26 protein-coding genes are annotated in these 22,750 nt (G+C 60.3%); 4 read left to right on the top strand and 22 right to left on the bottom strand.

Features of this window, described 5'->3' with window-relative positions; genetic code table 11:
- From EGY12_RS04695 to EGY12_RS04740, 10 genes are all read right to left on the bottom strand, one after another.
- Nucleotides 1-1,917: a transcription antiterminator gene (locus tag EGY12_RS04695; RefSeq protein ID WP_123892722.1), complete on the bottom strand. Its 1,917-nt coding sequence runs from the start codon at nt 1,915-1,917 to the stop codon at nt 1-3.
- A gap of 51 nt (nt 1,918-1,968) precedes the next feature.
- Complete coding sequence (locus EGY12_RS04700) at nt 1,969-3,183, bottom strand: lactonase family protein (protein WP_123892723.1); 1,215 nt, start codon at nt 3,181-3,183, stop codon at nt 1,969-1,971.
- A gap of 210 nt (nt 3,184-3,393) precedes the next feature.
- A complete protein-coding gene (locus EGY12_RS04705) occupies nt 3,394-4,134 on the bottom strand; it encodes a KDGP aldolase family protein (protein ID WP_123892724.1) in 741 nt (246 codons plus the stop codon).
- The gene (locus tag EGY12_RS04710; protein ID WP_123892725.1) at nt 4,131-5,249 is read right to left on the bottom strand and encodes a DgaE family pyridoxal phosphate-dependent ammonia lyase; all 1,119 of its coding nucleotides are present in this window, start codon (nt 5,247-5,249) and stop codon (nt 4,131-4,133) included. The genes EGY12_RS04705 and EGY12_RS04710 overlap by 4 nt, the downstream gene beginning before the upstream one ends.
- On the bottom strand, nt 5,233-6,372 hold the full coding sequence (locus tag EGY12_RS04715; protein ID WP_123892726.1) for an amidohydrolase/deacetylase family metallohydrolase: 1,140 nt from the start codon (nt 6,370-6,372) through the stop codon (nt 5,233-5,235). The genes EGY12_RS04710 and EGY12_RS04715 overlap by 17 nt, the downstream gene beginning before the upstream one ends.
- Nucleotides 6,373-6,435: 63 nt before the next feature.
- Nucleotides 6,436-7,086 carry a DUF4310 family protein gene (locus EGY12_RS04720; protein ID WP_004937013.1) on the bottom strand — a complete coding sequence of 217 codons (651 nt, stop codon included), beginning with the start codon at nt 7,084-7,086 and terminating at the stop codon, nt 6,436-6,438.
- An 11-nt stretch (nt 7,087-7,097) separates the two neighbouring features.
- Complete coding sequence (locus tag EGY12_RS04725; protein ID WP_004937006.1) at nt 7,098-7,874, bottom strand: DUF4311 domain-containing protein; 777 nt, start codon at nt 7,872-7,874, stop codon at nt 7,098-7,100.
- A gap of 30 nt (nt 7,875-7,904) precedes the next feature.
- Nucleotides 7,905-8,201, bottom strand: coding sequence for a DUF4312 family protein (locus EGY12_RS04730; protein ID WP_123892727.1), 297 nt, complete (start codon nt 8,199-8,201; stop codon nt 7,905-7,907).
- Nucleotides 8,201-8,566, bottom strand: a complete 366-nt coding sequence (locus EGY12_RS04735) for a glycine-rich SFCGS family protein (protein WP_019453148.1) — start codon at nt 8,564-8,566, stop codon at nt 8,201-8,203. The genes EGY12_RS04730 and EGY12_RS04735 overlap by 1 nt, the downstream gene beginning before the upstream one ends.
- Before the next feature lie 36 nt (nt 8,567-8,602).
- On the bottom strand, nt 8,603-8,950 hold the full coding sequence (locus EGY12_RS04740; RefSeq protein ID WP_063988592.1) for a glycine dehydrogenase: 348 nt from the start codon (nt 8,948-8,950) through the stop codon (nt 8,603-8,605).
- Between the two features lie 423 nt (nt 8,951-9,373).
- On the opposite strand from EGY12_RS04740, the gene rnk reads away from it, so the two are divergent.
- Nucleotides 9,374-9,784 carry a nucleoside diphosphate kinase regulator gene (gene rnk, locus EGY12_RS04745; RefSeq protein WP_123892728.1) on the top strand — a complete coding sequence of 137 codons (411 nt, stop codon included), beginning with the start codon at nt 9,374-9,376 and terminating at the stop codon, nt 9,782-9,784.
- 37 nt (nt 9,785-9,821) lie between these two features.
- On the opposite strand, the gene EGY12_RS04750 is transcribed toward rnk, so the two are convergent.
- From EGY12_RS04750 to EGY12_RS04760, 3 genes are read right to left on the bottom strand one after another with little or no spacing between them, the layout of a single operon-like run.
- A complete protein-coding gene (locus EGY12_RS04750; protein ID WP_123892729.1) occupies nt 9,822-10,610 on the bottom strand; it encodes a sulfite exporter TauE/SafE family protein in 789 nt (262 codons plus the stop codon).
- Complete coding sequence (locus EGY12_RS04755) at nt 10,603-11,484, bottom strand: formyltransferase family protein (protein ID WP_123892730.1); 882 nt, start codon at nt 11,482-11,484, stop codon at nt 10,603-10,605. Before EGY12_RS04755 ends, EGY12_RS04750 begins: the two co-directional genes overlap by 8 nt.
- Nucleotides 11,481-12,935 carry an FAD/NAD(P)-binding protein gene (locus EGY12_RS04760; RefSeq protein ID WP_123892731.1) on the bottom strand — a complete coding sequence of 485 codons (1,455 nt, stop codon included), beginning with the start codon at nt 12,933-12,935 and terminating at the stop codon, nt 11,481-11,483. Before EGY12_RS04760 ends, EGY12_RS04755 begins: the two co-directional genes overlap by 4 nt.
- A gap of 283 nt (nt 12,936-13,218) precedes the next feature.
- On the opposite strand from EGY12_RS04760, the gene EGY12_RS04765 reads away from it, so the two are divergent.
- Nucleotides 13,219-14,001 carry a helix-turn-helix domain-containing protein gene (locus EGY12_RS04765; RefSeq protein WP_123892732.1) on the top strand — a complete coding sequence of 261 codons (783 nt, stop codon included), beginning with the start codon at nt 13,219-13,221 and terminating at the stop codon, nt 13,999-14,001.
- 4 nt (nt 14,002-14,005) lie between these two features.
- Here EGY12_RS04765 and cybC read toward each other — a convergent pair whose 3' ends face one another.
- Nucleotides 14,006-14,392, bottom strand: a complete 387-nt coding sequence (gene cybC, locus EGY12_RS04770) for a cytochrome b562 (protein WP_123892733.1) — start codon at nt 14,390-14,392, stop codon at nt 14,006-14,008.
- A gap of 138 nt (nt 14,393-14,530) precedes the next feature.
- On the bottom strand, nt 14,531-15,871 hold the full coding sequence (pmbA, locus tag EGY12_RS04775) for a metalloprotease PmbA (protein ID WP_123892734.1): 1,341 nt from the start codon (nt 15,869-15,871) through the stop codon (nt 14,531-14,533).
- A 179-nt stretch (nt 15,872-16,050) separates the two neighbouring features.
- On the opposite strand from pmbA, the gene yjgA reads away from it, so the two are divergent.
- A complete protein-coding gene (gene yjgA, locus EGY12_RS04780) occupies nt 16,051-16,599 on the top strand; it encodes a ribosome biogenesis factor YjgA (protein WP_004936968.1) in 549 nt (182 codons plus the stop codon).
- 30 nt (nt 16,600-16,629) lie between these two features.
- Here the strand turns inward: yjgA and EGY12_RS04785 are convergent, their stop codons facing one another.
- The 5 genes from EGY12_RS04785 to aaeX all read right to left on the bottom strand — a co-directional run bounded on the left by EGY12_RS04785 (nt 16,630) and on the right by aaeX (nt 20,796).
- Nucleotides 16,630-16,929: a barstar family protein gene (locus EGY12_RS04785; RefSeq protein ID WP_004936963.1), complete on the bottom strand. Its 300-nt coding sequence runs from the start codon at nt 16,927-16,929 to the stop codon at nt 16,630-16,632.
- Between the two features lie 5 nt (nt 16,930-16,934).
- A complete protein-coding gene (locus EGY12_RS04790; protein WP_123892735.1) occupies nt 16,935-17,402 on the bottom strand; it encodes a ribonuclease in 468 nt (155 codons plus the stop codon).
- 280 nt (nt 17,403-17,682) lie between these two features.
- A complete protein-coding gene (aaeB, locus tag EGY12_RS04795) occupies nt 17,683-19,650 on the bottom strand; it encodes a p-hydroxybenzoic acid efflux pump subunit AaeB (protein ID WP_064290501.1) in 1,968 nt (655 codons plus the stop codon).
- Nucleotides 19,650-20,585 (bottom strand): p-hydroxybenzoic acid efflux pump subunit AaeA, encoded by a 936-nt coding sequence (gene aaeA / locus EGY12_RS04800; RefSeq protein ID WP_123892736.1) that lies wholly within the window; start codon nt 20,583-20,585, stop codon nt 19,650-19,652. The genes aaeB and aaeA overlap by 1 nt, the downstream gene beginning before the upstream one ends.
- A 7-nt stretch (nt 20,586-20,592) precedes the next feature.
- Complete coding sequence (gene aaeX / locus EGY12_RS04805) at nt 20,593-20,796, bottom strand: p-hydroxybenzoic acid efflux pump operon protein AaeX (protein ID WP_004936952.1); 204 nt, start codon at nt 20,794-20,796, stop codon at nt 20,593-20,595.
- Nucleotides 20,797-21,110: 314 nt separating this feature from the next.
- On the opposite strand from aaeX, the gene aaeR reads away from it, so the two are divergent.
- Nucleotides 21,111-22,022, top strand: a complete 912-nt coding sequence (gene aaeR, locus EGY12_RS04810) for an HTH-type transcriptional activator AaeR (protein ID WP_048234878.1) — start codon at nt 21,111-21,113, stop codon at nt 22,020-22,022.
- On the opposite strand, the gene EGY12_RS04815 is transcribed toward aaeR, so the two are convergent.
- Together EGY12_RS04815 and EGY12_RS04820 are read right to left on the bottom strand one after the other, a co-directional pair.
- Nucleotides 22,013-22,357, bottom strand: a complete 345-nt coding sequence (locus EGY12_RS04815; RefSeq protein WP_049273723.1) for a hypothetical protein — start codon at nt 22,355-22,357, stop codon at nt 22,013-22,015. The two genes, aaeR and EGY12_RS04815, sit on opposite strands and share 10 nt — an antisense overlap.
- Complete coding sequence (locus EGY12_RS04820) at nt 22,354-22,629, bottom strand: zinc ribbon domain-containing protein (RefSeq protein ID WP_123892737.1); 276 nt, start codon at nt 22,627-22,629, stop codon at nt 22,354-22,356. The genes EGY12_RS04815 and EGY12_RS04820 overlap by 4 nt, the downstream gene beginning before the upstream one ends.
- Nucleotides 22,630-22,750 lie beyond the last annotated feature (121 nt).

Raw genomic sequence — 22,750 nt, forward strand, 5'->3', positions numbered from 1 at the left:
TCAACTCCGGCTCAGGCAGTCCAGCGCAACCGCTTTAAAGCTGTCGAAGCTGTCGCTGCCCAACAGGCGGCTCATTGAGCGTTCACGCACGAAGGTGACGAACAGCTCGTAGATCGCCATCGCCTCTTCATAGTCGCTCTTGCTGATCGCCAGCAGGAAAATCACGTGCGCGACCTCGCCTTCTCCCCAGGCGACGCCCTGTGGCGCCAGCAGCGTCACCACCACGGTCTTTTTGGCCAGCAGCCCCAGCGAATGCGGCAGCGCAATGCCCTCGCCCAGCAGCGTGGAGACGATTGCCTCGCGTTCAACGACCGACGGATAGAAGTCCGCGCCGACATACCCCTCCCGCTCCAGCTGGCCGCACACCCGGCTGAACAGCTCCGCCTGCGTCAGCGGCTCGTTGAGCACCATGAAGTGTTCAGCGTCGAAGAACTTCTCCAGCATGTACGGTCGGGTGCGATCCACCAGCACCAGTTTGCCCAGTTGCTCCAGCTGATAATCGGTCGGGAACGGTGACATCACCACCACCGGCTTGTTCTTTTCGCCGATGCGGGCGTTGGAAATCACGAAGTCTTCGTCGATATGTGCAAGCATCTCGTAATCGCGCAGCGAGACGATGCGCGTCATCACCAGCTGCGGATACTTGCGCGCAATCTGCGCCTGGATCATGCGCACCGTCGAGTTACCGGTATCGCATACCAGCATCACCTGCGGGTGGCGTTCATAACCGATGTTGTAATGCCTCTCCAGCCCCACGCCGATGTGCAGCACCAGATAGCCGATTTCGTTCTCGCTCAGGGTATAGGGCGTGTATTTACCCCAGCTGGAGACCGCCGCCAGCGTCACGTCGTAAGCCATCGGATAGTGCTGCTTGATGTTGGCCAGCAGCGGATTGGGGATATTGATCTGATATTTCACCCGCGTAATCATGGTTTTGATATGGGTGAGCAGATCGGCCCGCAGCTGCTCGTCGCCCTGCAGGTTGTAGTTATAGTGCGCGTTGATGTAGGACAGGATGTAGTCCACCAGCGCTTCTTCATCGTCAGCGTTGATCTCGGTCGGCTGTACGTCCTGCACGCGCCGCGCGGCGATGTTGACGCGCAGATAGGCCTCTTCTGCCATCGAGATCTCTTTGCCGGAGGCCGAACGCAGCTCCGCCGCCAGGCGGGTCGACACCTGACGCACCGCGTCGTCGCCGTCTTCCACCTCGAAGTCCGGCAGCGGATAGCCGTCGTTGATGCGCCGCAGCGCCACCGCGCAGTAGAAGATCAGGTACTGCTCGCCCTCGTCGGTCAGACGAATGGCATATTGCGACAGCAGCGGGTGCAGCAATCCGGCGAACGCAGTCACCTGCGGCTGCAGCAGGATCTCGTTGTTGAGCAACGGATTCTCGGCGTCGGCCAGATGCAGCTGGAACAACAGATCGGTGAGGCAGGCGCGGATCGCCATCTCGGCACCGAACAGCTTCATGCCGTAGCGCGGCTTGGTTTCGATCGTCAATTGATAGTGCGCCAGGCGCTCTCTCACCTCAGCCATGTCGTTTTGCAACGTACCGCGGCTGACGAACCACTCGTCGGCCAGATCTTCCAGTTTGAGGGAGAAAGCTGAGGTCAAAAAACGCACCAGCAAATAATGCACGCGTTCCTGCGCGCTGCGCGGGGTGGCGTGCTTGCGGCGTTCCTGATGCTGCAAAGCGCTGAACAGCGCGGCGTTATCGACCTGCAGGCGATAGCCGGCCCCGCGACTGTGCACGAAACGCGCGCCGTATTTGTCCAAAATCTCGTTCAGCGCGGTGATATCCGCCCGCACCGTGCGGGTGGACACGGCGAAACGCTTCGCCAGCTCATCCTGCGGCAAAGTTTCGGTTTGCAAAGCATCGAACAAGTAAGCCAAACGCGGGTAAGGAAATCGCACCATTCTGTGTCCGTCAATCAAGCAACCCGCCCGGTTCACCGGGCGGGTCACGGGTTACTTCGGCGGCGGCAGGAACGCCATTTGCGAGGGGCTGCCGATCGGCAGATAGCCGCCCACAAAGCTGAGCTTGCCGTCCGTCGGGTTTACGCTGAAGCGGGTGACGTTATCGCTGCGCTGGTTCAACGCATACAGATAGCGGCCATCCGGGCTCAGCGCCAGCGAACGCGGGTAATCGCCACGCGTCCAGGTTTCCGCCACCGATTTCAACTCGCCGCCGGTGCCTACGCTGAACTGGGCAATGCTGTTATGCAGCCGGTTGGCGACGTACAGCGTGTCGCCGTTTTTGCTGAGCGCCAGCCCCGAAGCGAAGCTGGTACCCTGATAATCGGCGGGCAACGCGGAAACTGCATGCAGTTGTTTCAGAGTACCTTTTTGGCGATCAAAACGGTAGCTGGTCAACGTCGAGGCCTCTTCGTTCACCAGCAGCACGGTTTCGCCGTCGGGATGGAACACAAAGTGACGCGGCCCCGCGCCGGCGGAAGAGGCGGCGATCCACGGTGGATCGTTCGGCGTCAGCCGGCCGCTCGCGGCTTCAAAGCGCCATTGGTAGATGCGATCCAACCCCAGATCGGTGGAGAACACGAACTTGCCGCTCGGATCGCTGGCGATCATATGGGCATGCGGGCCGTTGTGGTCGCTGATGGCGAAGCTGCCGTTCACCGCCGCCGCCGGTTTGGCCGCGCCCGCCGGGCCCTGCTGTTGCTGCACCGAGCTGGCGGCGCCCAGGCTGCCGTCCGCTTCAATTGGGAAAGCCGCTACGCTGCCGCTGACGTAGTTCGCCACCAGCAGATGGTGCCCGTCCGGCGTCGATGAGAGATACACCGGCCCCGCCCCCTGCGAATCCACCTGGTTGAGCTGCGTCAGGCCGCCGTCGGCCGGATTGACCCGGTAAGCGGTGATGCCGCCGTGTTTGCCGCCGTTGAAATCGGCCACTTCGCTGGCGACATACAGCGTCTTGCCATCAGCGCTCAACGTCAGCTGCGCCGGATTCGGCACTTTGCTGACCAGCGTAGCATGGCTCAGCGCACCGCTGGCCGGATCGACCTGCACCCGGTAAACGCCCTCGCCATTGGGATTGTAGGTGCCGATATAGGCGAAATGAGATGACGTGGAATTCATTGCATCCTCAGCATGCAGCGCCGGGCCAGTCACGGCCAGCAGCGCCAGGAACAACGCGGTGCGTCGGGTTGGAGCCTGCCAGTTTCGCATAGTAATCCTCAATGTGGGTAACGGCGCGGCATGCCGCGCCACGGGAAAACCTTCGCCTCCCAGCGTTATCCCCGTCATACTTGAAGTTGCTTCTGTGTTGGCTGCAGGCACTCCCCCAGTCACTTACTTAAGTAAGCTCCTGGGGACTCATGCTCTTGCCGCCGGGAAGCAACTCCAATTATTTAGGGCATACCTCATCCCATTGCGCGTTCAGCCCACCAGCTTTTTGGTCATCGCCAGCAGGGTTTTCACGTCCTGCGGACGCGTGTCGCCGCTGGCGGCGTCGATGATCGAGCTGTAGATATGCGGGATCACGCGTTTCACGCCGGCCGCCAGCGCGATCTCGACGATCGGCTCGTAGTTCTCCAGATCGATGCCGCCGGTCGGCTCCAACATAAAGTCATGCTCGGCGCAGGCCTTGGCTACGTACTGGTATTCGTCCTTGCATTTCAGGCCGCCCATCGGGAAATACTTGATCGAGCTGCCGCCCATGTCCTTCAGCAAAGCGATGGCGGTTTCCACCGGCACGATGCCATCAGGCGCTGCGGCGCTCAATGGGCCGGTAGAAATCTTCACCCAGCCGACGCGGCCGGTCGGCGACACCAGGCCGTTGACCACGCTGTCGTTCTGGCCCAGCAGCGCGCGGCTGGCGCCGACGCCGGTAAACACCTGGTTAACGTGCTGCGGCTGCACCTGCTGAGCAATCAGGCTGACCATCGCCGACTGCTTCGGATCGCCGGCGCCCAGGCCGACCGAGAGCGCGTTGTCGATCAGGCGCGCATAGCGCAGCATATCGGTCACCGCGCTGTCGACGTCCGGGTAGTTCTTGGAGAGCACGCCCACCAGCACATGGCCTTCCGCCGCGGCGTAGATCTCCTGCGCGTTGGCTTTGGAGCCGGCCAGCACGTTCAGGCAGACGCGATCGCGATAATAGTTAGGCTGCAGCTTCATGCTTGTTTCTCCGTAAACAGGTTTTTGATACAGGTAAAGACGGCCATCAGCTGTTGCTCGTCGACGCTGCGTACGTCGACCTCAATCTTGCCCTCGTTGGCCTTGTAGCCGCGGAAATAGATGGCGATATCGCCGGTTTTCAGCGCCTGGACGATGTCATAGGTCGACCGCCCCAGCACCGCCTCGTCGAAGGTGATCTCGGCGCGGGCGATATCGCGGCCGGCGCTGTCCCAGACAGTCTTGGCGCTGACGCCGGTCAGGGTGTTGAGGCTGTCGAGGAACGGCGTCATCCGCTCCACCATCTGTTGCCCGGTGGTTTTCTCAAGCGTCAGATAGCTTTCAATCGCCTGCGTCAGGCCGAGAATGCCCTCTTTGCCGACCTTCATCGCCCGGCCGATGCCGCCGGACTGCAGCTTCACCCACTCGACGTACTGTTTCTTGCCGACAACCAGGCCGCTGGTCGGCCCCTCGATGGCTTTGGCGCCGCTGTAGATCACCAGATCGGCCCCCATCTGGTAGTAACACATCAGATCTTCTTCCGCCGCGGCGTCGACGATCAGCGGCAGGTTATGCTTGCGTGCCACTACCGCCGCCTGTTCGACGGACAAAATGCTTTTCTGCACGCAGTGGTGCGATTTGACGTACAGGATCGCAGCCGTCTGCGGCGTGATGCAGGCTTCAATCTGCTCCGGCGAACATTCGTTGGCGTAGCCGGCCTCCACCACCTTGCCGCCGCCCAGCGCCACCATGGTGTCCACCGGCGCGCCGAAGTTGACGTTGTGACCGCGCGGCAACACGATCTCGCGCGGCACGGCGATCGGCGCCGAGTGCAGGTTCACCAGCAGATTGGCGTTATCTTTGACGATCGCTGCCGCCACCGACTGGGCGATGCCCGCCGAGGCGCAGGAAACGATCACCGCGTCCTCCACGTTGAGCAGATCGGCGATGTAGGCACCGGTCTTGTTGACCAGATCCTTGATTTCGAAATAGTGATTCAGACCGTAGTCAACGGCGTCAATCACGTCCTGGCGCGGCGTGGAAACGCCGAGAATGGTCATGCGGCCGGAGGTGTTGATCACCTGCTTCAAACCGTATTTTTCATAAATCGAAGACATGGGCTGCCTCCCCTTGTTCGGTTAATAGGATTTCCCCGGCCACCACCGCGGCCAGCGGCACCAACAGCTGTTCGCCCTCGGCGGTTTGCCCTTCGGCGTCGGCGAACACCTGCGGTTCGCGGCGCAGTTCAAACAGCGTGAAATCGGCGTCATAGCCCGGCTCCAACCGCCCTTTGCCGCTCAGCTGCAGCGCCGACGCGGCGTTCTCCGTCACGCAGGCGATCACCTGCGGCAGCGTCAGGCCGACGCTGAAGAATTTGGACATCACCGTCGCCAGGCTGTGCACCGGCCCGTTCATGCGGTTGCGGCAGTAAATATCGGAGCTGATGGTGTGCGGCAAAATGCCCAGCTTGATCGCCTGGCGTGCCACCTCGAAGCTGAAGCTGGCGGTGCCGTGCCCCACGTCGAGCAACACGCCGCGCCGCAGCGCGCGCTGGATCGACTCGCGCAGCGTGCCTGCCGGCGTCAGAATGCGGTTCGGTTTGCCGTTGTAGCAGTGGGTGATGATATCGCCACGGGTCAGCAGATCGGCGATCTCGTCCAGATCCGGCGGGTTGTTGCCGATATGCACCATCAGCGGCAGCTGGCGGTTTTCCCGCTGGATCTCTTTGGCCAACACCAGCGGCCGGGTGCCGTTCTTGCCCACCACGCTGCTGCTCATGCGCGCCTTGATGCCGATGATGAAGCCAGGGTGGTTGGCGATGGCCTGGCCGGCCTCGCGCTTGTCGATGTCCGTCAACTCCGCCAGCTCGTTCTGCCGCAGCAGGCCGATGCGCGAGATGTTGAGGAAGGCGAACACGTTGGTTTTGGCGCTGCGCGTCAGCTGATAAAAGGCGTCGATATCGTCGGCGCCGGTGCTGCCGGCGTCGACCACGCTGGTGACGCCGCTGGCGACGCCGACCCGATCGGGCTCGTCATGGTAAATCGGCGAGTCGGGATAGCAGTGCACGTGCGCATCGATCCAACCGGCGCTCAGGCGGCAGTTGCCCGCCAGATCCAGTTGGCGAGCGGCGCTGACGTCCGCCGCCAACCGCCCGACCGAGGCTATTTTGCCGTCTTTGACCGCCAGATCGATCAGCGTGTCGTCCGCCAGTCTGGCGCCTCTGATTACTAAGTCATACATACCGCATTGCTCCTGTTAGCCCGGGCGCCGCCGCAGCATCGGACGGCGCCTGGCGCAGGCCTCTTAAGAAATGGCTACCGGGAAGATCGCCCCCAGGATCATCGCGCCGAGGATCGCTCCGCCGGTGATCGGTTTACCCCAGATATAGAACAGCAGCGCGCCGAGCAGCGAGCCGATGCCGATCGGGATCGAGGCGGTCATCGCCGACAGGATGATCAACGGCCCGAGGAAGCGGCCCGACGAGTTGCCCGCGCCCATCATCACGTCCGCCCCGTAGGTGGAGTTGCTCTGATTGATGGTGAATTTGCGCGCCAGGATGATCACGTAACCGATCGCCAGGCCGATGATCAGGCCGGTGGCCAGCGAAGCGGCGAAGTTGGCGACCGGGAACACGATGCCGGCCCCCAGCAGCAGCGCCGGCACGCCCAGCCCGACGCCGGTCTGGATCGCGCCGCCGATATCCAGGATGCCCACCAGCGAGCCTTCGATGATGCGCGCGAACAGGAAGCTGGCGCCGAACGCCGCCACTGCACCGTACACGCCGGTGTCCATCCCCGCCCGCAGCATGGAAACGAACGCCACTTCGTTAAAGGCGCCGATGCCGTACAGGTAATACATGTGTGTCCCGGCGAACACGCCGGAGGACAGCAGGCCAACAAAAATCGGGAATGACCAGTCGGCGTACCAGAAGCCTTTTTGGGTTTGCTCTTCCATCATCCCGCTCCTTATTTACCGCTCAGGGTGTTGTGAATGGCGTCCAGCCAGCCTGGCACGCCGAGGCTGAAGGACTCGAGAACTTTCATGTCGAAGCCGCGGAAGAAGCCGCTCAGCACGAACAGCAGCACGATCACGGCCATCATGATCTTGGTGATCTTGTTCCAGCCGCTCTCTTCCACCCCTTTGCCGATCAGAATGCCCAGCACCAGGCCCGGTACGGCGTTGCCCATGATCAGCTGCGCCAGGCCGCCAAAGATGGTGCCCCAGAAGCCGGAACGGCGCCCGGCGTCGATCGCCGCCAGCCAGAAGATCACCGGCATCACGGTGTTCACCAGCAGGTTGGCCGCCGGCACCAGCACCTTGATCGCGGTGACCTGCAGCGCGGCAGGCACGGCGGAAGCGGTGGTATTGAGGAACGCCACCACCAGCATGCCGATGATGCCGCAGGCAATAGCCATTTTTTTCGGATCGTGCAGCGTTTGCGCCAGATTGCGATTCTTGACCATCAGGGCCGCCGCGCCCCAGTGCGGGATGATGCGGTGATCGACGTCCTGCGTGAAGGAGCCCGCCGCCACGGAAGACGCCCAGGCGTTGAAGAAAAAGCCCAGACCGAATGAGAAGTGGGAAGCCGGATCGCCCTCGCAGGAATTCAGCTCGCCCAGGGTGCGAAACGCCCCCATGCCCTGTGTTGTCGGTGCGTGGAACATGCGTGCGGCACCGGCCCCTACGCCGACCCCCACCAGCCCACCGATAATAATCGATTTAAATAAGATGATTAAAAACATCAGTATACCCTTTCATTTATGCTAACGTTTTTATTTCGTGACGAAGACAACCTTCTCGGTATTGATAATGGTTACGTTCACGGTTATTTCCAGAGAAACGGCATAGCTCTTTCTTTCACGCGGCAAAAAGAAGAAAAGAAATTTCTCTTTAGTTATTTTCTCTTCCGCTTTCACTACGTTGACGTCCTGCGGCTCGATACGCAGCAGAATATTATTGGTGGACTTTAATACCGCGCCCTGCACATTAGCCAAGGCGGAAGCAAAAGCTTTCGCTTTGCTGTCGCCTTTACCCTCCACCTTTACCGATGTGGTATATTGCTCTTTCATTATGGATTGCCATGTTTTTTGACGTAGGCTTCCACCAGTTTCTGGCCCAGCTCTTCTTTATCCATAAAACCGAAGCCCAGCACGTTGTAGCCTTCGTTAATTGCCGTTACGCCCTCTTCCACCGACCGCATGCCGTATTTAGCCTTGTAGCCGTGTTTGGTTTGCGCGGTAATCGCGCCGGCACCGCCGCTGCCGCAAAAAGAGATGCCCAGCTGCGCGTTTTCCGCTTTCATGACGTCGCCCAGCTTCATGTCCGCCGCGACGCCGGGGATAACCACCGCTTTTCCGCCTGCGCTTTCAACGCCTTGGCCAACTTTTTGCCCTTTGCCCAAACGATCGCCGATCACTACGGTAATTTGACCCATGGTATATTCTCCTGATTGAAATCGATGCGTTAACCGCTATGCGTTATTATCTTTCGCCACTTCGAAGTGCACTGACAGCAAATAAGCTTCTTCGATAGGCAATGTGCCAAACTGATTCACCACGCGCTCCGCCATTTGCATGGATTCGGCAGAGATTTCGTCGAACAACGATTTATCCACCTCCGGCAACGGCTCACCGGTTATTGAACGCAGCACCATGGCGCGAATATGCGATTCCAGCATCTGTTGCTGCACCGCATTGGTATAAATATTTTCAGCATTCAGCATCGCGGTAATATCCGCCAACACCCGAGCGGTGATCGCTCCGGCTTCGCTGACATCGGATTGTTCAATTTCTTTTATCGAAGCAGATCCATCATTCACTTTTCAGTACCCCTAGATCCTACATTAATCAGTAAGCCGTAAAGCGCATCGCCTGAATAAGCCGCTTTCTGTGATGTCTTTACCCTACCCCCGGCAGGATTTTCTGTGTAGACCGGTTTTTTCCAGTTCGAAGTGGAAATCGAATGACGCGCGGGGATCCATTTCGCAAAACGACACTGCGGCGAAAAAGTCGATGAGATAACAAAAACATAACCGGGCTAACCGTTTCTTTTGCCACGATTGACGATAAAAGCCTTCGTGATCGGGATCTCTTTCTTTTCTCGCCCCAACCGCCTACTATCAATGGGACAAATCGACATTACCCACACCCCCGCTCCTCTGGCGCGGGGGTGTTGCTTTGTGTTGTTTTTCCGAATTTATGGGCGCAAAGACTGGCGCCCTTTGATTTGACTGGAGAGTGGAATGACCAAACCCATCATTACTATTAATGAGCTGGATGCGGAACGCCTGGATGCGCTATTGGAACAACCGGCCTTCGCCAACACCGACGTCGCCGCCGCGCTGAACGACGAGTTGGATCGCGCGGAAATCCTGCCGCCGGAGAAAATGCCGGCCAACGTGGTGACCATGAACAGCCGCGTGCGTTTTCGCGATCTGCACACCGATGAAGAGCACGTGCGCACGCTGGTTTACCCGGCATCGCTGAAAGACAGCCACGATCAGCTGTCGGTGATGGCGCCGCTGGGCGCAGCGCTGCTCGGCATGCACGTCGGCAAGCAGATCTCCTGGCAATTGCCGAACGGTGAAGAAACGCGGATTGAAGTGCTGGAATTGCTGTACCAGCCGGAAGCGGCGGGCGAATACCACCGTTAAGCGGTTTTCAGGGCGGCATCCGGCCGCCCTTTCTGTCTCAAATACAGATAGCGATCAGCACGGCGATCAGCAACAGCACGTAGATTTTGGCATGCAGCGCATCGCTCACCTTTGGCAAACAACGCCTGGCAAACACGATCCCCGCAATCCCCGCGACCACCAGCAACCCCAGAATGTTCAGATTGACGTAGCCCAAATACTGCGGCCCGCTCATTTCGCGCCACCCCAACACGATATACATCAGCGCCCCGATCACCGCCACCGGGATCGACAGCGGGTTGGCGGCGCTGACGCAATATTTCATGTCGTAGCCATGGCGGCGCAGCAGCGGCACGGTCATCACGCTGCCGCCCACCCCCAGCAGGGTGGCGATGCCGCCGATCAGCGGCCCGCCGCCCCACAGCGTGACGGGGGACAGTTCGGCGCGCGCCGGTTTGATCAGGAAACCCCGGCGGAACAGGCAGTCAGCGATGGTCACCGCCATATAAACCACAAACAGCCCGCGGATCACGCCGTCCGCCAACAGCGAGGAAGCGAACGCGCCCAGCGCTGCGCCGATGCCGATAAAAAAGATTAGCGGCACGATGGTTTCTCGCAGCAGGTTACCGCTGCGCCAATTGGTCAGCGTCGCGTAACTCGCATTGAGGATCATCACCGCCGTCGAGGTCGCCACCGCAATATGCATCGCCTGGCCGGGCTGCTCGCCCGACGCGGAGATCAGGTGATAGACGAAAGGCACCACCACAAAGCCGCCGCCGAAGCCGAACAGAATGGTAGTGATGCCGGTCAGAAAACCGGCACCCAGCACAATTAACGTCTCAATCATGACCGTGCGCCCGCACGAAGTCGTCAAACCCGGCACAGAACTGCCCCGCCAGCGAGTGGAAGCGATCGCCGACGAACAGCTCCAGATACTGTTCGCGCACGGCGTCATGGTCCACCAGTTCAATGCCCGCCTGTTCCGCCCGTGCCAGCGTCTGCGCGTCCGGGAAGCCCCAATAGCGCGAATCGCCCTGCTTTTCCGCCGCTATCGCTTCGCTGCGCTCTGCCCGCATCAGCTGACGCGCCAGGAAAGCGCCGCTCTGTACGCCCAACAGCATCATATTTTCCAGGAACGACAGATCGTGACGCAACTCGGCGGACAGACGGGCGATCACCGGGCCGGCGTCCCAGTGCTCATCCATTTCATGCAGCGTCACCGCACAGTCCCTGTCACCGTTCATCATCGCGCGGAACAGTGTCATCACCCCGCGATAACGCGGTAAATCCCCCGGATGCAGGTTCCACAGCAGCTTGCCGCGTCGGCTGAAGGCGCGCACATAGTCGGCGGAGAATTTCTGATAACAGCGCAGGGAGATTACCCCATCCATATGCTCCAGACTGCTGATAAACGCGGCGTCATTGATATCGAGAACACGATGCGCTTTAACCCCGGCGGCGGCCAAGAACAGGGCCGGCGGCTGATAGGCGCCCTCGCAGGCGGCGGCGTTGCGGCCTACGAACGGGAACACGAAATCGTTCAGCACTTCGCGCTCATACAGCCCCAGGCGGCGAACCGCCGGCTCCTGCGTGCGCCCGGCGCTTTTCGCCAGGGGGAAATACACCGTAAAGGCACACTCGTCCTTCAGAGCGGCGATCAGATCCTGACACACCAGCCAGGAGAAAATGTCGTTGCCGACAAAGAGCGCTACGTTTTTCATACTTCAGCCTTCTTTGCGTTGAAAATAGGGTTGTTGAACACGATCTTGCTGATATCCCGCGTGATGGACTCCATCGCCGAGGTGTAAAAAAGATCGCCCTTGGCGGGCGCGCCGAGCGAGTAGAGATGCTGCTCACGGCCGCGCCGGTCGGCAATTTTCAGCGTGTGCGGGTTGCACTTTACGCCGCCGAACAGGTTCTCTTGCACCAACCCGTCTTGCAGCAGCTGCTGGCTCAGGCGATTGGGCGGCAGTTGATAGGAAGGCGTGGTGCAGTTGAACAGATACTGCGCGTGCACCGGCGCCTCATGGCAACGAAGAGTAAACCCGTCTGTTCCCTTGCTGACATCCGCCAGGCCGCCGCAGGCGCGCAGGCGTTGGCTCTCCAGCGCCGCCACGATCTTGTTGGCGTTTTTGATCGGCATGGCGTGCCGATTGCGCATCCAGGAGGAGTTGTAAAAGCGCATGAAGACCTGCCGGTTGTTGGCATCCATCTTGACCCAGGCGGCGCACACCGCCGGGTGGATCGCCGCCAGATAGCTGCAGATATGCTCCCGGGCAAAACGCGCGCGATCGAGGCTGTCCGCCAGATCGCGGTAGCAATCACGCCTTTCCCCCAACGCCGAGAGCACCGTCAACCGCTCCGGCCCCGGATAGTGGCGCGCCAACGCGGCGTTGATCGCATGCACCAGCTGATGCGCGTCAATGAAATCGTTGCCGGCGACAAAGCGCCGCACCCCCTCCACAAACGCTTCCGGCGGCGGGCGCATCAGCGCCGGCTGCACGCTGGGGAACAGGCCCGAGCGTGACACAGCACAGATGTCGGTCGCTCCCAGACGCTCCATCAGTTCAACGATGGCGTCGATCGCCGTCAGGCTGCAGCCAATCACGCCGATGGTCGAATAAGGGTTGATCGGCGGCAGATCCTGGTGGGCCTGATAAGCGATCACCCCGTCTACCGGATAGAGACATGCCGGCGGGTTGTGCCCTGAGCACAGCACCAGCGCGTTCATCTGCTCGGCGCTGCCGCAGGCGGTGGTCAGCCGATAGCCGGCCTCGTGCGGCGCGATGGCATTCACTTCGGCGGTCACGAAATTCAGCGTCACGTTACTGCCCGCCGCCATATACATCGTCATGTCGCGAATAAAATCGAGATATTCCCGATACAGCCAGCGTGGCGGATAACGATCCCGGCAAAACTGCGGGAAATGCATGGCGATCCAATCAACAAAGTGCGCATCGTCAAAAATATCCGCCGACATGTTTTCCGGCGCCATATTTAATATATGGCTGTCAAAATCGCTGCTGTATGCCATACCGCCCTTGAAGCCCTGTTTGTCGAAAACTTTCAGGGAAAGCGGCCTTTTGCAATGATTAACCGACTTATTTTTTATAAAGTTATACGCAAAAGAGATCCCGGCGGCTCCGCCGCCAATCACACCGAACTTATACATGAAATATCACCTTATAGTCATTGAACTGCGCTAAGAACTATTGCTTCAGGTGTTGGAATAAAATGACGCCTTATTCCTTATTAACTTCTTGTATTGAGAGAACGAGAACATTCGTCCCACCCCGGTGTGAAAACTTGCACGGGCGACCTGACCGATAAAATAGCGGCGCCCCGAACAAGCGTTATTTTTCTGCCCTGATAGTAGGGCGACGGCCACTGGCTTGCTTTATATGAAGGGCCAACTATCATTGCGTTTCGGCCAATCTGCCCGCCAAAGGGGATACATGCGTAACGTCCGCATTGATGACATCGACCACGTAGCACGCGCGGTGATCGCCATCGGCACCGACTACCCACCGGGGCATCTGCTGCCGATGCACAGTCACCGGCGCGCGCAGTTGTTGTACGGCGCCACCGGCGTCATGCATGTTTTTACACAGCAAGGCAATTGGGTCGTTCCACCGCAGCACGCGGTGTGGCTGCCGCCGCAGATGCCGCACGCGGTGAGGATGGTCGGCGTCACCACCCGCAGCCTGTACCTCGAACCGGGTGCGTTGCCCGCCGAACAGCCGCAGGTATGCCAGGTGGTCAGCGTCACCCCGTTGATGCGCCAGCTGTTGATGGCGGCGGTGGATATGCCGTTGGAGTACGAGCGAGAGGGGCGCGACGGGGCGTTGGCGGCGCTGCTGCTGCACGAGCTGGCCCGGCTGCAACCTTTGCCGTTGCACATTCCGCTGCCCGCCGATCCTCGGCTGGGCGAACTGTGCCGCGCCTTTTTGCAGCACCCCGATGCCCATGACTCCGCGCAGCAGTGGGCCCCTCGTCTGTACATGAGCATTCGCACCTTCAGCCGCTTCTTTCGCGCGCAGACCGGCATGCCTTTTTCGCAATGGCGCCAGCGCGCCTGCGTGGTGTTGGCGTTGGCGCTGCTGGCCGAAGGGCGCAGCATAACGCAGGTGGCGATGGAAATGGGATATGACAGCAGTGCGGCGTTTTCAACCATGTTTCGCCGCGTGCTTGGGCAGGCGCCCTCCTCCTATCTGACGGAAGACGGGCGCGACGGTTGACGGGTTAGCGGAATTTCTTGTGGTTGGCGTCGCGGGTCTGTTTGAACCCCTGCGCCAGCTGCTTCGCTTCGGCGACTTTGCCCTGATTGGCCAGCGCCAGCACCTGATCGATCTGACCGATCAGGGTATCCAGCCCATGGCGGAAATCTTTCATCTCCGGGCTGTCGGCGGCTTTGCTCTCCAGCTTCGGCGGAGTGCCCTGTTTGGCGTCCTGCGCGGCGGCGCGCATGTTTTGCAGGCTCTGTTTGAGGGTAGCGGCGGAGTCGGTATTCAGCACCGTTTTGTAGTTTTCCGCCAGAGTATCCATATCGTCGCCCAGATCGGCGGCGGCCGCCAGCGAACTGGCCGCCAGCAGCGACAACGCCGCCAGCGCTTTCAGGGTATTCTGCATGTTTGCTCACCTTCCAGTTATTGTTTTAGTTAACCCACCGTTACCTTAGGCAAGGCCGGGCAAAATCGAAACCGGAGATTTGTAAGCAAGGTTGAGGCGGGATAACGCGCGGCCGACAGGCGCCGGCCGCGCAGCGGATCACTGGCCGGCGATCTTCATTTCCGGCAGCAGTACCGAACCGCACTGGATATTGCTGCGAGTTTCGATATCGCTGCCGACGCTGACGATGTTGCGCAGCATGTCTTTCAGGTTGCCGGCGATGGTGATCTCGCTGACCGGATATTGGATCTCGCCGTTTTCCACCCAGAAGCCGGCGGCGCCGCGCGAGTAATCGCCGGTAACGCCGCTCACGCCCTGGCCCATCAGCTCGGTAACCACCAGGCCGGTGCCAAGCTGTTTCAACATGCCGGCGAAGTCCGCGCCCTGCCCGGCAATACGCCAGTTATGGATGCCGCCGGCATGGCCGGTGCTGTGCAGGCCCAGCTTGCGCGCCGAGTAGCTGGTCATCAGCCAGGTTTGCAGCACGCCGTCCTTGACGATATCGCGCCGCTGGGTGCGCACGCCCTCACTGTCGAACGGCGTTGACGCCAGCCCTTTCAGCAGGTGCGGATGCTCCTCGAGGGTCAGCCACGCCGGCAGGATCTGCTTACCGAGCGAGTCCAGCAGGAAGGTCGATTTGCGGTAAACGCTGCTGCCGCTGATGGCGCCCACCAGATGGCCGAACAGCCCGGTGGCCACCTCGGAGGCAAACAGCACCGGCGCCTTCATGGTCGACAGTTTGCGCGGCGCGAGGCGCGCCAGCGTGCGGCGGGCGCACTCCTGTCCCACCCACTCCGGGCTTTGCAGATCGCCCATCGCGCGGCCGATGGTGTAAGCGTAATCTCGCTCCATATCGCCGTCCTGCTCCGCAATGACGCAGCTGGACAGCGAGTGGCGGCTGGAACAGTAGCTTTGCAACATGCCGTGGCTGTTGCCGAACACCTTGATGCCATAGTGGCTGTTGAAGCTGCCGCCTTCGGTGTTGGTGATGCGCTTGTCCGCCGACAGCGAGGCCTGCTCGGCACGCGCCGCCAGCTCGATGCCGCGTTCGGCGTCCAGTTCGATCGGGTGGAACAGATCGAGATCCGGCGCCTCGAACGCCAGCAGATCTTTCTCCGCCGGGCCGGCGTAAGGATCTTCAGAGGTGTAGCGCGCGATATCCAACGCCGCCTGCACGGTGCGGGCGATGGCGTCCGGGCTGAGATCGGTGGAAGAGGCGCTGCCTTTGCGCTGACGGTGATACACGGTGATGCCCAGCGCGCCATCGCTGTTGAACTCGACGTTTTCCACCTCGCCGAAGCGGGTACTGACGCTGATGCCGGTCGATTTGGTGACCGCGACTTCCGCCGCGTCGGAACCGGCGCGGGCCAGCTCCAGCGCCTGAGAGACGGCCTGTTCCAGCGCCTTGCGCTGTTCTGCAACTTGAGTGACTACTTTCATCAATCTGCCATAATTAATCAGAAAATCGTTGAGAAAAGTGCCGGAGCGGCGTAGTTGTGCACGCGGGGCGGCGCGCAAAAATCCTGAGATCTCTGCCGTTGAGTCTAACAGGAACCGCGTTGAATTTCGCATAAAGCCGGCAACCTGTTAGGATTAGCCTCTTTTTAACGGAGCCTACCATGAACAAACAGCCTGAAGACTGGCTCGACGATGTCCCGGAGAATGAAAACGAGGACGATGACGAGATTATCTGGGTCAGTAAAAGTGAGATTAAACGTGATGCCGAAGCGCTGAAAGACCTGGGGGCCGAAATGGTCGATCTGGGCAAAAACGCGCTGGACCGCATTCCGTTGGACGAAGATTTGCGTGCCGCCATCGAGCTGGCGCAGAAGATCAAAAAAGAGGGCCGTCGCCGTCAGCTACAGCTGATCGGAAAAATGCTGCGCGCCCGCGATATCGAGCCGATCCAGACCGCGCTCGACAAGCTGAAAAACCGCCACAACCAGCAGGTTTCGCTGTTCCATAAACTGGAAGCGCTGCGCGACCGCCTGGTGGAAGAAGGCGATGACGTCATTCCGTCAATCCTGGATCTGTACCCTGCCGCCGATCGCCAACAGCTGCGTTCACTGGTGCGCAACGCGCAGAAAGAGAAGGCCGCCAATAAGCCGCCTAAGGCTTACCGCCAGATCTTCCAATACCTGCGCGAGCTGGCCGAAGCGGCTGACTAAGCGCCGCCGCCATCCCGGGATGAACCCGTTTCATCCCCGGTGATGTGCCGGTTCGCCGCTGCTTTCGCGGATATTGAAACGCAGGCTGCCTTCCAGCTCTTCTTCCGCCTCTTCAAACAGCAGAATGATCGCGCCGAAACGACGCTTGCTGCGGGCATTCAGGTGGGTGAATTCGATTTCCACCGGCAGGCCGATATCGCCGGTCACCACGTCCCACAGCGCGTCGAGGTTGGCGCCGAACCCCTCGTCCAGCGCAAACTTGTGCGCGAAATCGCGGTAGAAGGTCGGCACATCCTGGATCTGTTCAAAATCAAACTCTACTTTTGCCATCAAACTCACTCCACACGAATGAAGTTTTTGTAATGGTCGCGCGTGACGAAGATCAGACCGTCGCTCGAATACAGCAGGCGATCGGCGCCGCGCCGGCCACACTGGTAATTGATGTCCGCTTCGCGCCAGACCCGGCCGCCGGCGGTCGGCAATTGCCCTTCACGATTAGAGAATCGATCGCCGCCAATCGCCTTGCCCGGCAATACCGCACAGAGGTTGCCTGAACGCGGATCCCAGCCCTGCTCGCGCGCCTGCTTCTTGGTGACGTAATAATCCGGCAGCCGCTGATGCTGCTGCAGGTAACTCACCACCGTTTGCTGCTGCGTGAGCCGATCGATGCTCTGCTGCTGCCCCGCCGGCGCCGGCACCACCGCCGGGTTGCCGCCGAGCGCACGGTGCTCGTTGCCGCGCATCGCGCTGAAGACGGCGATGACCACGGCGATGACAATCGCCAACAGAATCCGCTTGTTCATGACATTCCCTGAAATTATGCCGCCGAAGGCGCCGCAGCTCCCCCAGGCTAGTTAGGTATATAGTCGACCTGGATGAAACTAAGATGACCGGCACGTAACGTTTTCGCGGCGGCGAGGGTTTCATCCATTCATGACAATGATGCCACTTTCCAGCCGTTCTGGCACTCGGAGTCTCTCTGAAAACGGGCCGCCTCACATGAGACGGCCCGTCGTGCCGGGCACTGCTTTCAGTATAGTCAGGGAAGGCGCCGCACAACGCGGCGCAACAGGAGGGAACGCATCAATCGATCAAGGCATGACGATAACGATGCAGCATGTCGGCCAGGCGTTTCACCGGCCCGGTGACGCTGAGCGGCGCCTGATTGTCCACCAGCTTCTGCTGGTACTCGTTCATTTCACCCAGCAAGCGATCGTAGTAATAGGCACGCTTAACGTCGTTCTTGGCCGAGACCACGCGATCGGCGGTGCTGCGGATCTGGCGGTGAAAGGCCGACAGCTCTTCGCTGACCGGAATCTCCGCCCGCTGCATGCGCTGGTGGGCGATGATCAGGTTCAGCGCCAGACGGTACTTGGCGATGTCGTTCGGGAACATCATCAGCAGCTGGTTAAGCTGCTGATACAACGCAGGCAGGTGGTTCTGCCGACGGCGCGCCGCCTTGGTGGTCAACGCCGACACCGCGCTGCTGACGAACTGGTTGAGCAACGTGCGGCCGGTACGTTCGCGCGAATTGTCGCGGATCAGCAGCAGCACCATCAGACCGACGCAGCTGCCGAGGAACTGGCCGAGCGCCCCGTCGAGAAACTGGGTGACGTTGAACTCCATCGGGTTGCTCAGCACCAGAATGTTGATGGTCCCCGCCAGCAGCCCCAGCGAACCGAGCCGCCGCTTCTGCACCTCGATACCGATGAAAAACGCCAGCAGGCCGAGGCTGAGGCACAACAGCAAAATGCTCTGCTGCGTCGCCGGCAGGATCACCATGAAGAACAGGGAACCGACCGGGATCGCCGCCAGCATGCCCAGCACGAAATCCATCGCCACCATGCGCGGCGCCGGGGTGCGCATCGCCAGCGAGGTGATCACCGCAATGATCACCATAAAACCGCTGCCGGACGTCCAGCCGGTCCACAGCCACAGCAGGCTGCCGAACGCCGTCGCCACAAAGGTGCGCAGGCCGTTGATCATCGCGTGGTGCCCTTCCGCCGAGGTCGGCTTGACCACGGTTTCATTGCTCAACACGCCTTCTTCCACCGCGCTGATGCTGCCGTTGGTGTGTACGCCCTTCGACAGCAGCAGGTAGCGCGTCGCCGCGCCAACCCAGCCGGTGAGAGTCGGCAGCGTTTCATCGGAGCGATGCGTGGTCAGCACCTGGCGCAACAGCTTCATGCGCTTGTGGATCTCCTGCGGGGTTTCCGCCGGCACCATCAGCTGTTCCCGCAGGCTCGCTTGCAGCGCTTCCGGGTGATTCAGCAGGATCAGGTAGGTTTCGCAGGCCTGGGTGATCAACGTCAGCGACAGGGTATGCAGCGCCTTCACCCGACGGTTGACCTTCTGCCAGCGCGAGGACTCCATCATCAGGTTGTTGCGCATGCCGTCCAGGGCCGTGGTGCTCTTCACCAAATTGCTCCAGGCGCGGTCGATGTCTTCTTTGTCGGCGTTGCTGATGCACATTTGCATCAGGCGATATTGATCCACCAACAGCTGATCAACCGCCCGATCGATGTCCTGCTTGATCGAACGCGGCGAAAACAGCAGATCCGCCAATACGGCGCTGACGATCCCCAGCACGATCTCGCTGCAACGCTCGATGGCAAACTGCGGCGCTTCCAGCAGATGGGCCTCGCTGGTGGCGACCGTCACGATGATGATCAGCGCGGTATAACCGGCCAAGCCCCAGGCATAGGAGTTCTCGACTTTGATCAGCGAAGAGAGCCAGGTGCAGAAACCGGCCCAGATGCAGCACAGCAGCAGCATCACCACCGGCGCGCGGGCGGTGGTGATGATAATGATCAGGCCGACGAAGCAGCCGATAAAGGTGCCGATGATGCGCAGCCAGCCGCGGTGGCGGATGGCGCCGGAGAAGGGTTCACCGCCGGCGGCAAAGGCCGGGCCGGCGGCGACGATGGCGGCGGTCATCGCCGACCAGCGCGGGGTTTCCAGGTTGAGATGAAAACCGACGAACAGCGCAAACACAATCGCGAAGCTGAGTTTGAAGGCAAATCTCAGCCGGATAAAGGTTGGGCTGTTCATTAGCCGAACTCACGCAGCCGGTGCATCAGGCGCACAAAAGGCGAGCCGCTGTCGGCATTGCGATCGTTCTTGCCGACGATCACCACGGTGGCAGTGGTGCCGGCCGGGTACGGATGCTGTTGGTCCTTGGCGTCCAGCAGGATCTTCACCGGCACGCGCTGCGCCAGGCGCACCCACTCCAGGTTGCTGTCGATCGAGGCCAGCCCTTTGCTGTTGACCGTGCTGCTGCTGTTGTTCACCGCCGCCGCCACGCTGTCGACAGTGCCGTGCATGATGCGGTTGCTGCCGAGCGGGGTAATCTCCGCGCGATCGCCCTTATTCAGGCCGTTCAGCTTGGTTTCTTCCAGATACGCCAGGATGTAGAAGGAGTCTTTTTTCACCAGCGCCACCGCCACCGACCCGCGAGTGATGTACTCGCCGGCATGTACGTTGAGGTTAGTGATCCAGCCATCGGACGGGGCGCGCACCGTGGTGCGCTCCAGATCCAGCTGCGCCAGTTCGCGCGCCGCCACGGCCTTCGCCAGCTGGTGTTGCACGGTCTGCAGCGAGTTGTTCGACTGGTCGATTTCTTCCTGCGACATCGCCTGCACGCCCAACTTCACGCGGCGGCCGGCCTCGCGCCGTTTTTCCGCTGCCAGCGTTTGATAGTAGGCGACATCTGCACTGGCTTCCGCCAGCGCCTGCTCATAGCGCGGCCTGTCGACCACGAACAGCACCTGGCCTTTCTTCACCAGCTGGTTGTCCACCACCGGCACTTCGGTCAGCAGGCCGCTGACGTCCGGCGCGATCGCCACCACGTCGGCGGTGAATTTGGCGTCACGCGTCCACGGCGACTCGGTGTAGAACACCCAAGCCTTGAATACGGCGGCGATACCCAGCAACACAAGAATCAAAGTGATCGCGATTCGGGTTATTTTTATCGAAAAATTTTTCACAGCGACCTCAAACAAAAAGACACGAAATCAGATAAAACAAGCAGCAATACAGCGCGGTGTTAAACAGCGCCGGATGCCAGACAAAATCGTAAATCCCCGTTGGCTGCAGCAGGCGGCGCAGGAGAAAAAACAGCGCCAGCGACACCAGCAGCTCAAAAAACACCGGCGGAAACGACAGTCCGAAGATGACCATAACCGGAAGCAAACTCATCACTTTTTCCTTATTGTTCACTGCGCCGGGAAAAGACACATCTCGCCATTCACATTCTCTTTACATTCTAGCGTGCGCGCGCCACAAATCTTGACCGGACAGCTTGTCCAGGTCACGAACCCGAAAAAAGGTTAAACTTTGGGGCAGACATCCACGACAGGGATTGCGAGGGTGCCGGAGGAGCGGCAGGATTGCGGCGCCGCTCGCTCTCGCACGTTGGTAAGGTCTATTAACCCGACCACGTTATATTAGCCTGCTTACTATCAAGGCATCAACAATCTGTGATCTAAATCACTTTTAAGCCAGAGTGAATAATGGAAAGATTAAAACGGATGTCGGTATTCGCCAAAGTGGTTGAGTTCGGGTCGTTTACCGCGGCCGCGCGCCAACTCGACATGAGCGTTTCATCGATCAGCCAAACCGTCTCGAAACTGGAAAATGAGCTGCAGGTCAAGCTGTTGAACCGCAGCACGCGCAGCATCGGCCTGACCGAGGCCGGCAAAATCTACTATCAGGGCTGCCGGCGCATGCTGCAGGAAGTCAGTGAGGTGCATGAGCAGCTGTACGCGTTTAACAATACGCCCGCCGGCACGCTGCGTATCGGCAGCTCATCCACCATGGCGCAAAACGTGCTGGCGAACATGACCGCCGAAATGATGAAAGAGTACCCGGGCCTGACCGTCAACCTGGTGACCGGCATTCCGGCACCGGATCTGATCACCGACGGATTGGATCTGGTGATCCGTACCGGCGAGCTGCAGGACTCCAGCCTGTTCTCCCGCCGCCTGGGGCAAATGCCGATGGTGGTGTGCGCCGCCAAAAGCTACCTGAGCCAATACGGCACACCGCAGAAGCCAAGCGACATGGTCAACTTCTCCTGGCTGGAATACAGCGTGCGGCCCGACAGCGAATTTGAACTGATGTCGCCGGAGGGCATCACCACGCGCATTTCACCGCAGGGGCGCTTCGTGACCAACGACTCCTCCACCATGATCCGCTGGCTGAAAAACGGTGCCGGCATCGCCTACGCCCCGCTGATGTGGGTGATCGAAGAAATCAAACGCGGTGAGATCGAGATCCTGTTCAAAAGCTACCATTCGGCTCCACGACCGATCTACGCGCTCTATACCGAGAAGAACAAATTGCCGCTGAAGGTGCAGGTGTGCATCAACTATTTAACCGACTATTTCGAACGCGTAGCGGCGGTCTATCAGGGTTATCGCTGAGCGGCGCTCAAATAACGGTGCGCCAGCACGCCCAGCAGCATCAGCGCCAACATGCCGAGGCCCCACAGCAGCCAGACGGCGTAGCCCGCCCAGTTCAGCAGCAGAGGAAAATAGCTCGCCAGCCCGCTGCCCAGCTGTTTTAGCCACGGCAGCCAGGCGTCCAGCACCGCCTGCGGCACCAGACTCAACGCGCCGTTCACCGGCAGCGATGCGCCGCCGGCCGCTTCCGCCAACGCCGGGAGCCAGGTCAGTACGCCGGCTACGCCCCAGGCCAACAGCGTCCATAGCGCCATGGCTCCCAACAGCAGCGCTACCGTCCAACCGCCCCGGTTCACGGCACACCGCCGCCGCACTGTGGGCAAAAGCGGCTGCCCGGTGGCAGCGGCGCGGCGCACTGGCCGCAGGTGGCGCTCACCGCGACAAACGGCCGACCGCAGCGATGGCAATAACGCGCCCCAGGTTTATTCACCGCCTGACATTCCGGACACTGCGGCCCCTGTTTGCCATGCTGGTTATAGCGGTTGCCATGATGTCCGCCGCTGTGGCCCGCGCGCTGATGGCCGCCGTTAATCCCCCCTTGCCCCAACAATCTTTTCAGTAAGCCCATCCCGCCTCTCCTCTGTACTGTGACATTGACGTTGAATCTCACTGTAAACCCTGGAGTAAACTCCAGGGTAAAGTCCGGCGATGAGGATTTACGTTTCATTACATCGTAATAATGGCAACGC

Origin of the sequence: Serratia sp. FDAARGOS_506 (assembly GCF_003812745.1) — a bacterium.
GTDB lineage: Bacteria > Pseudomonadota > Gammaproteobacteria > Enterobacterales > Enterobacteriaceae > Serratia.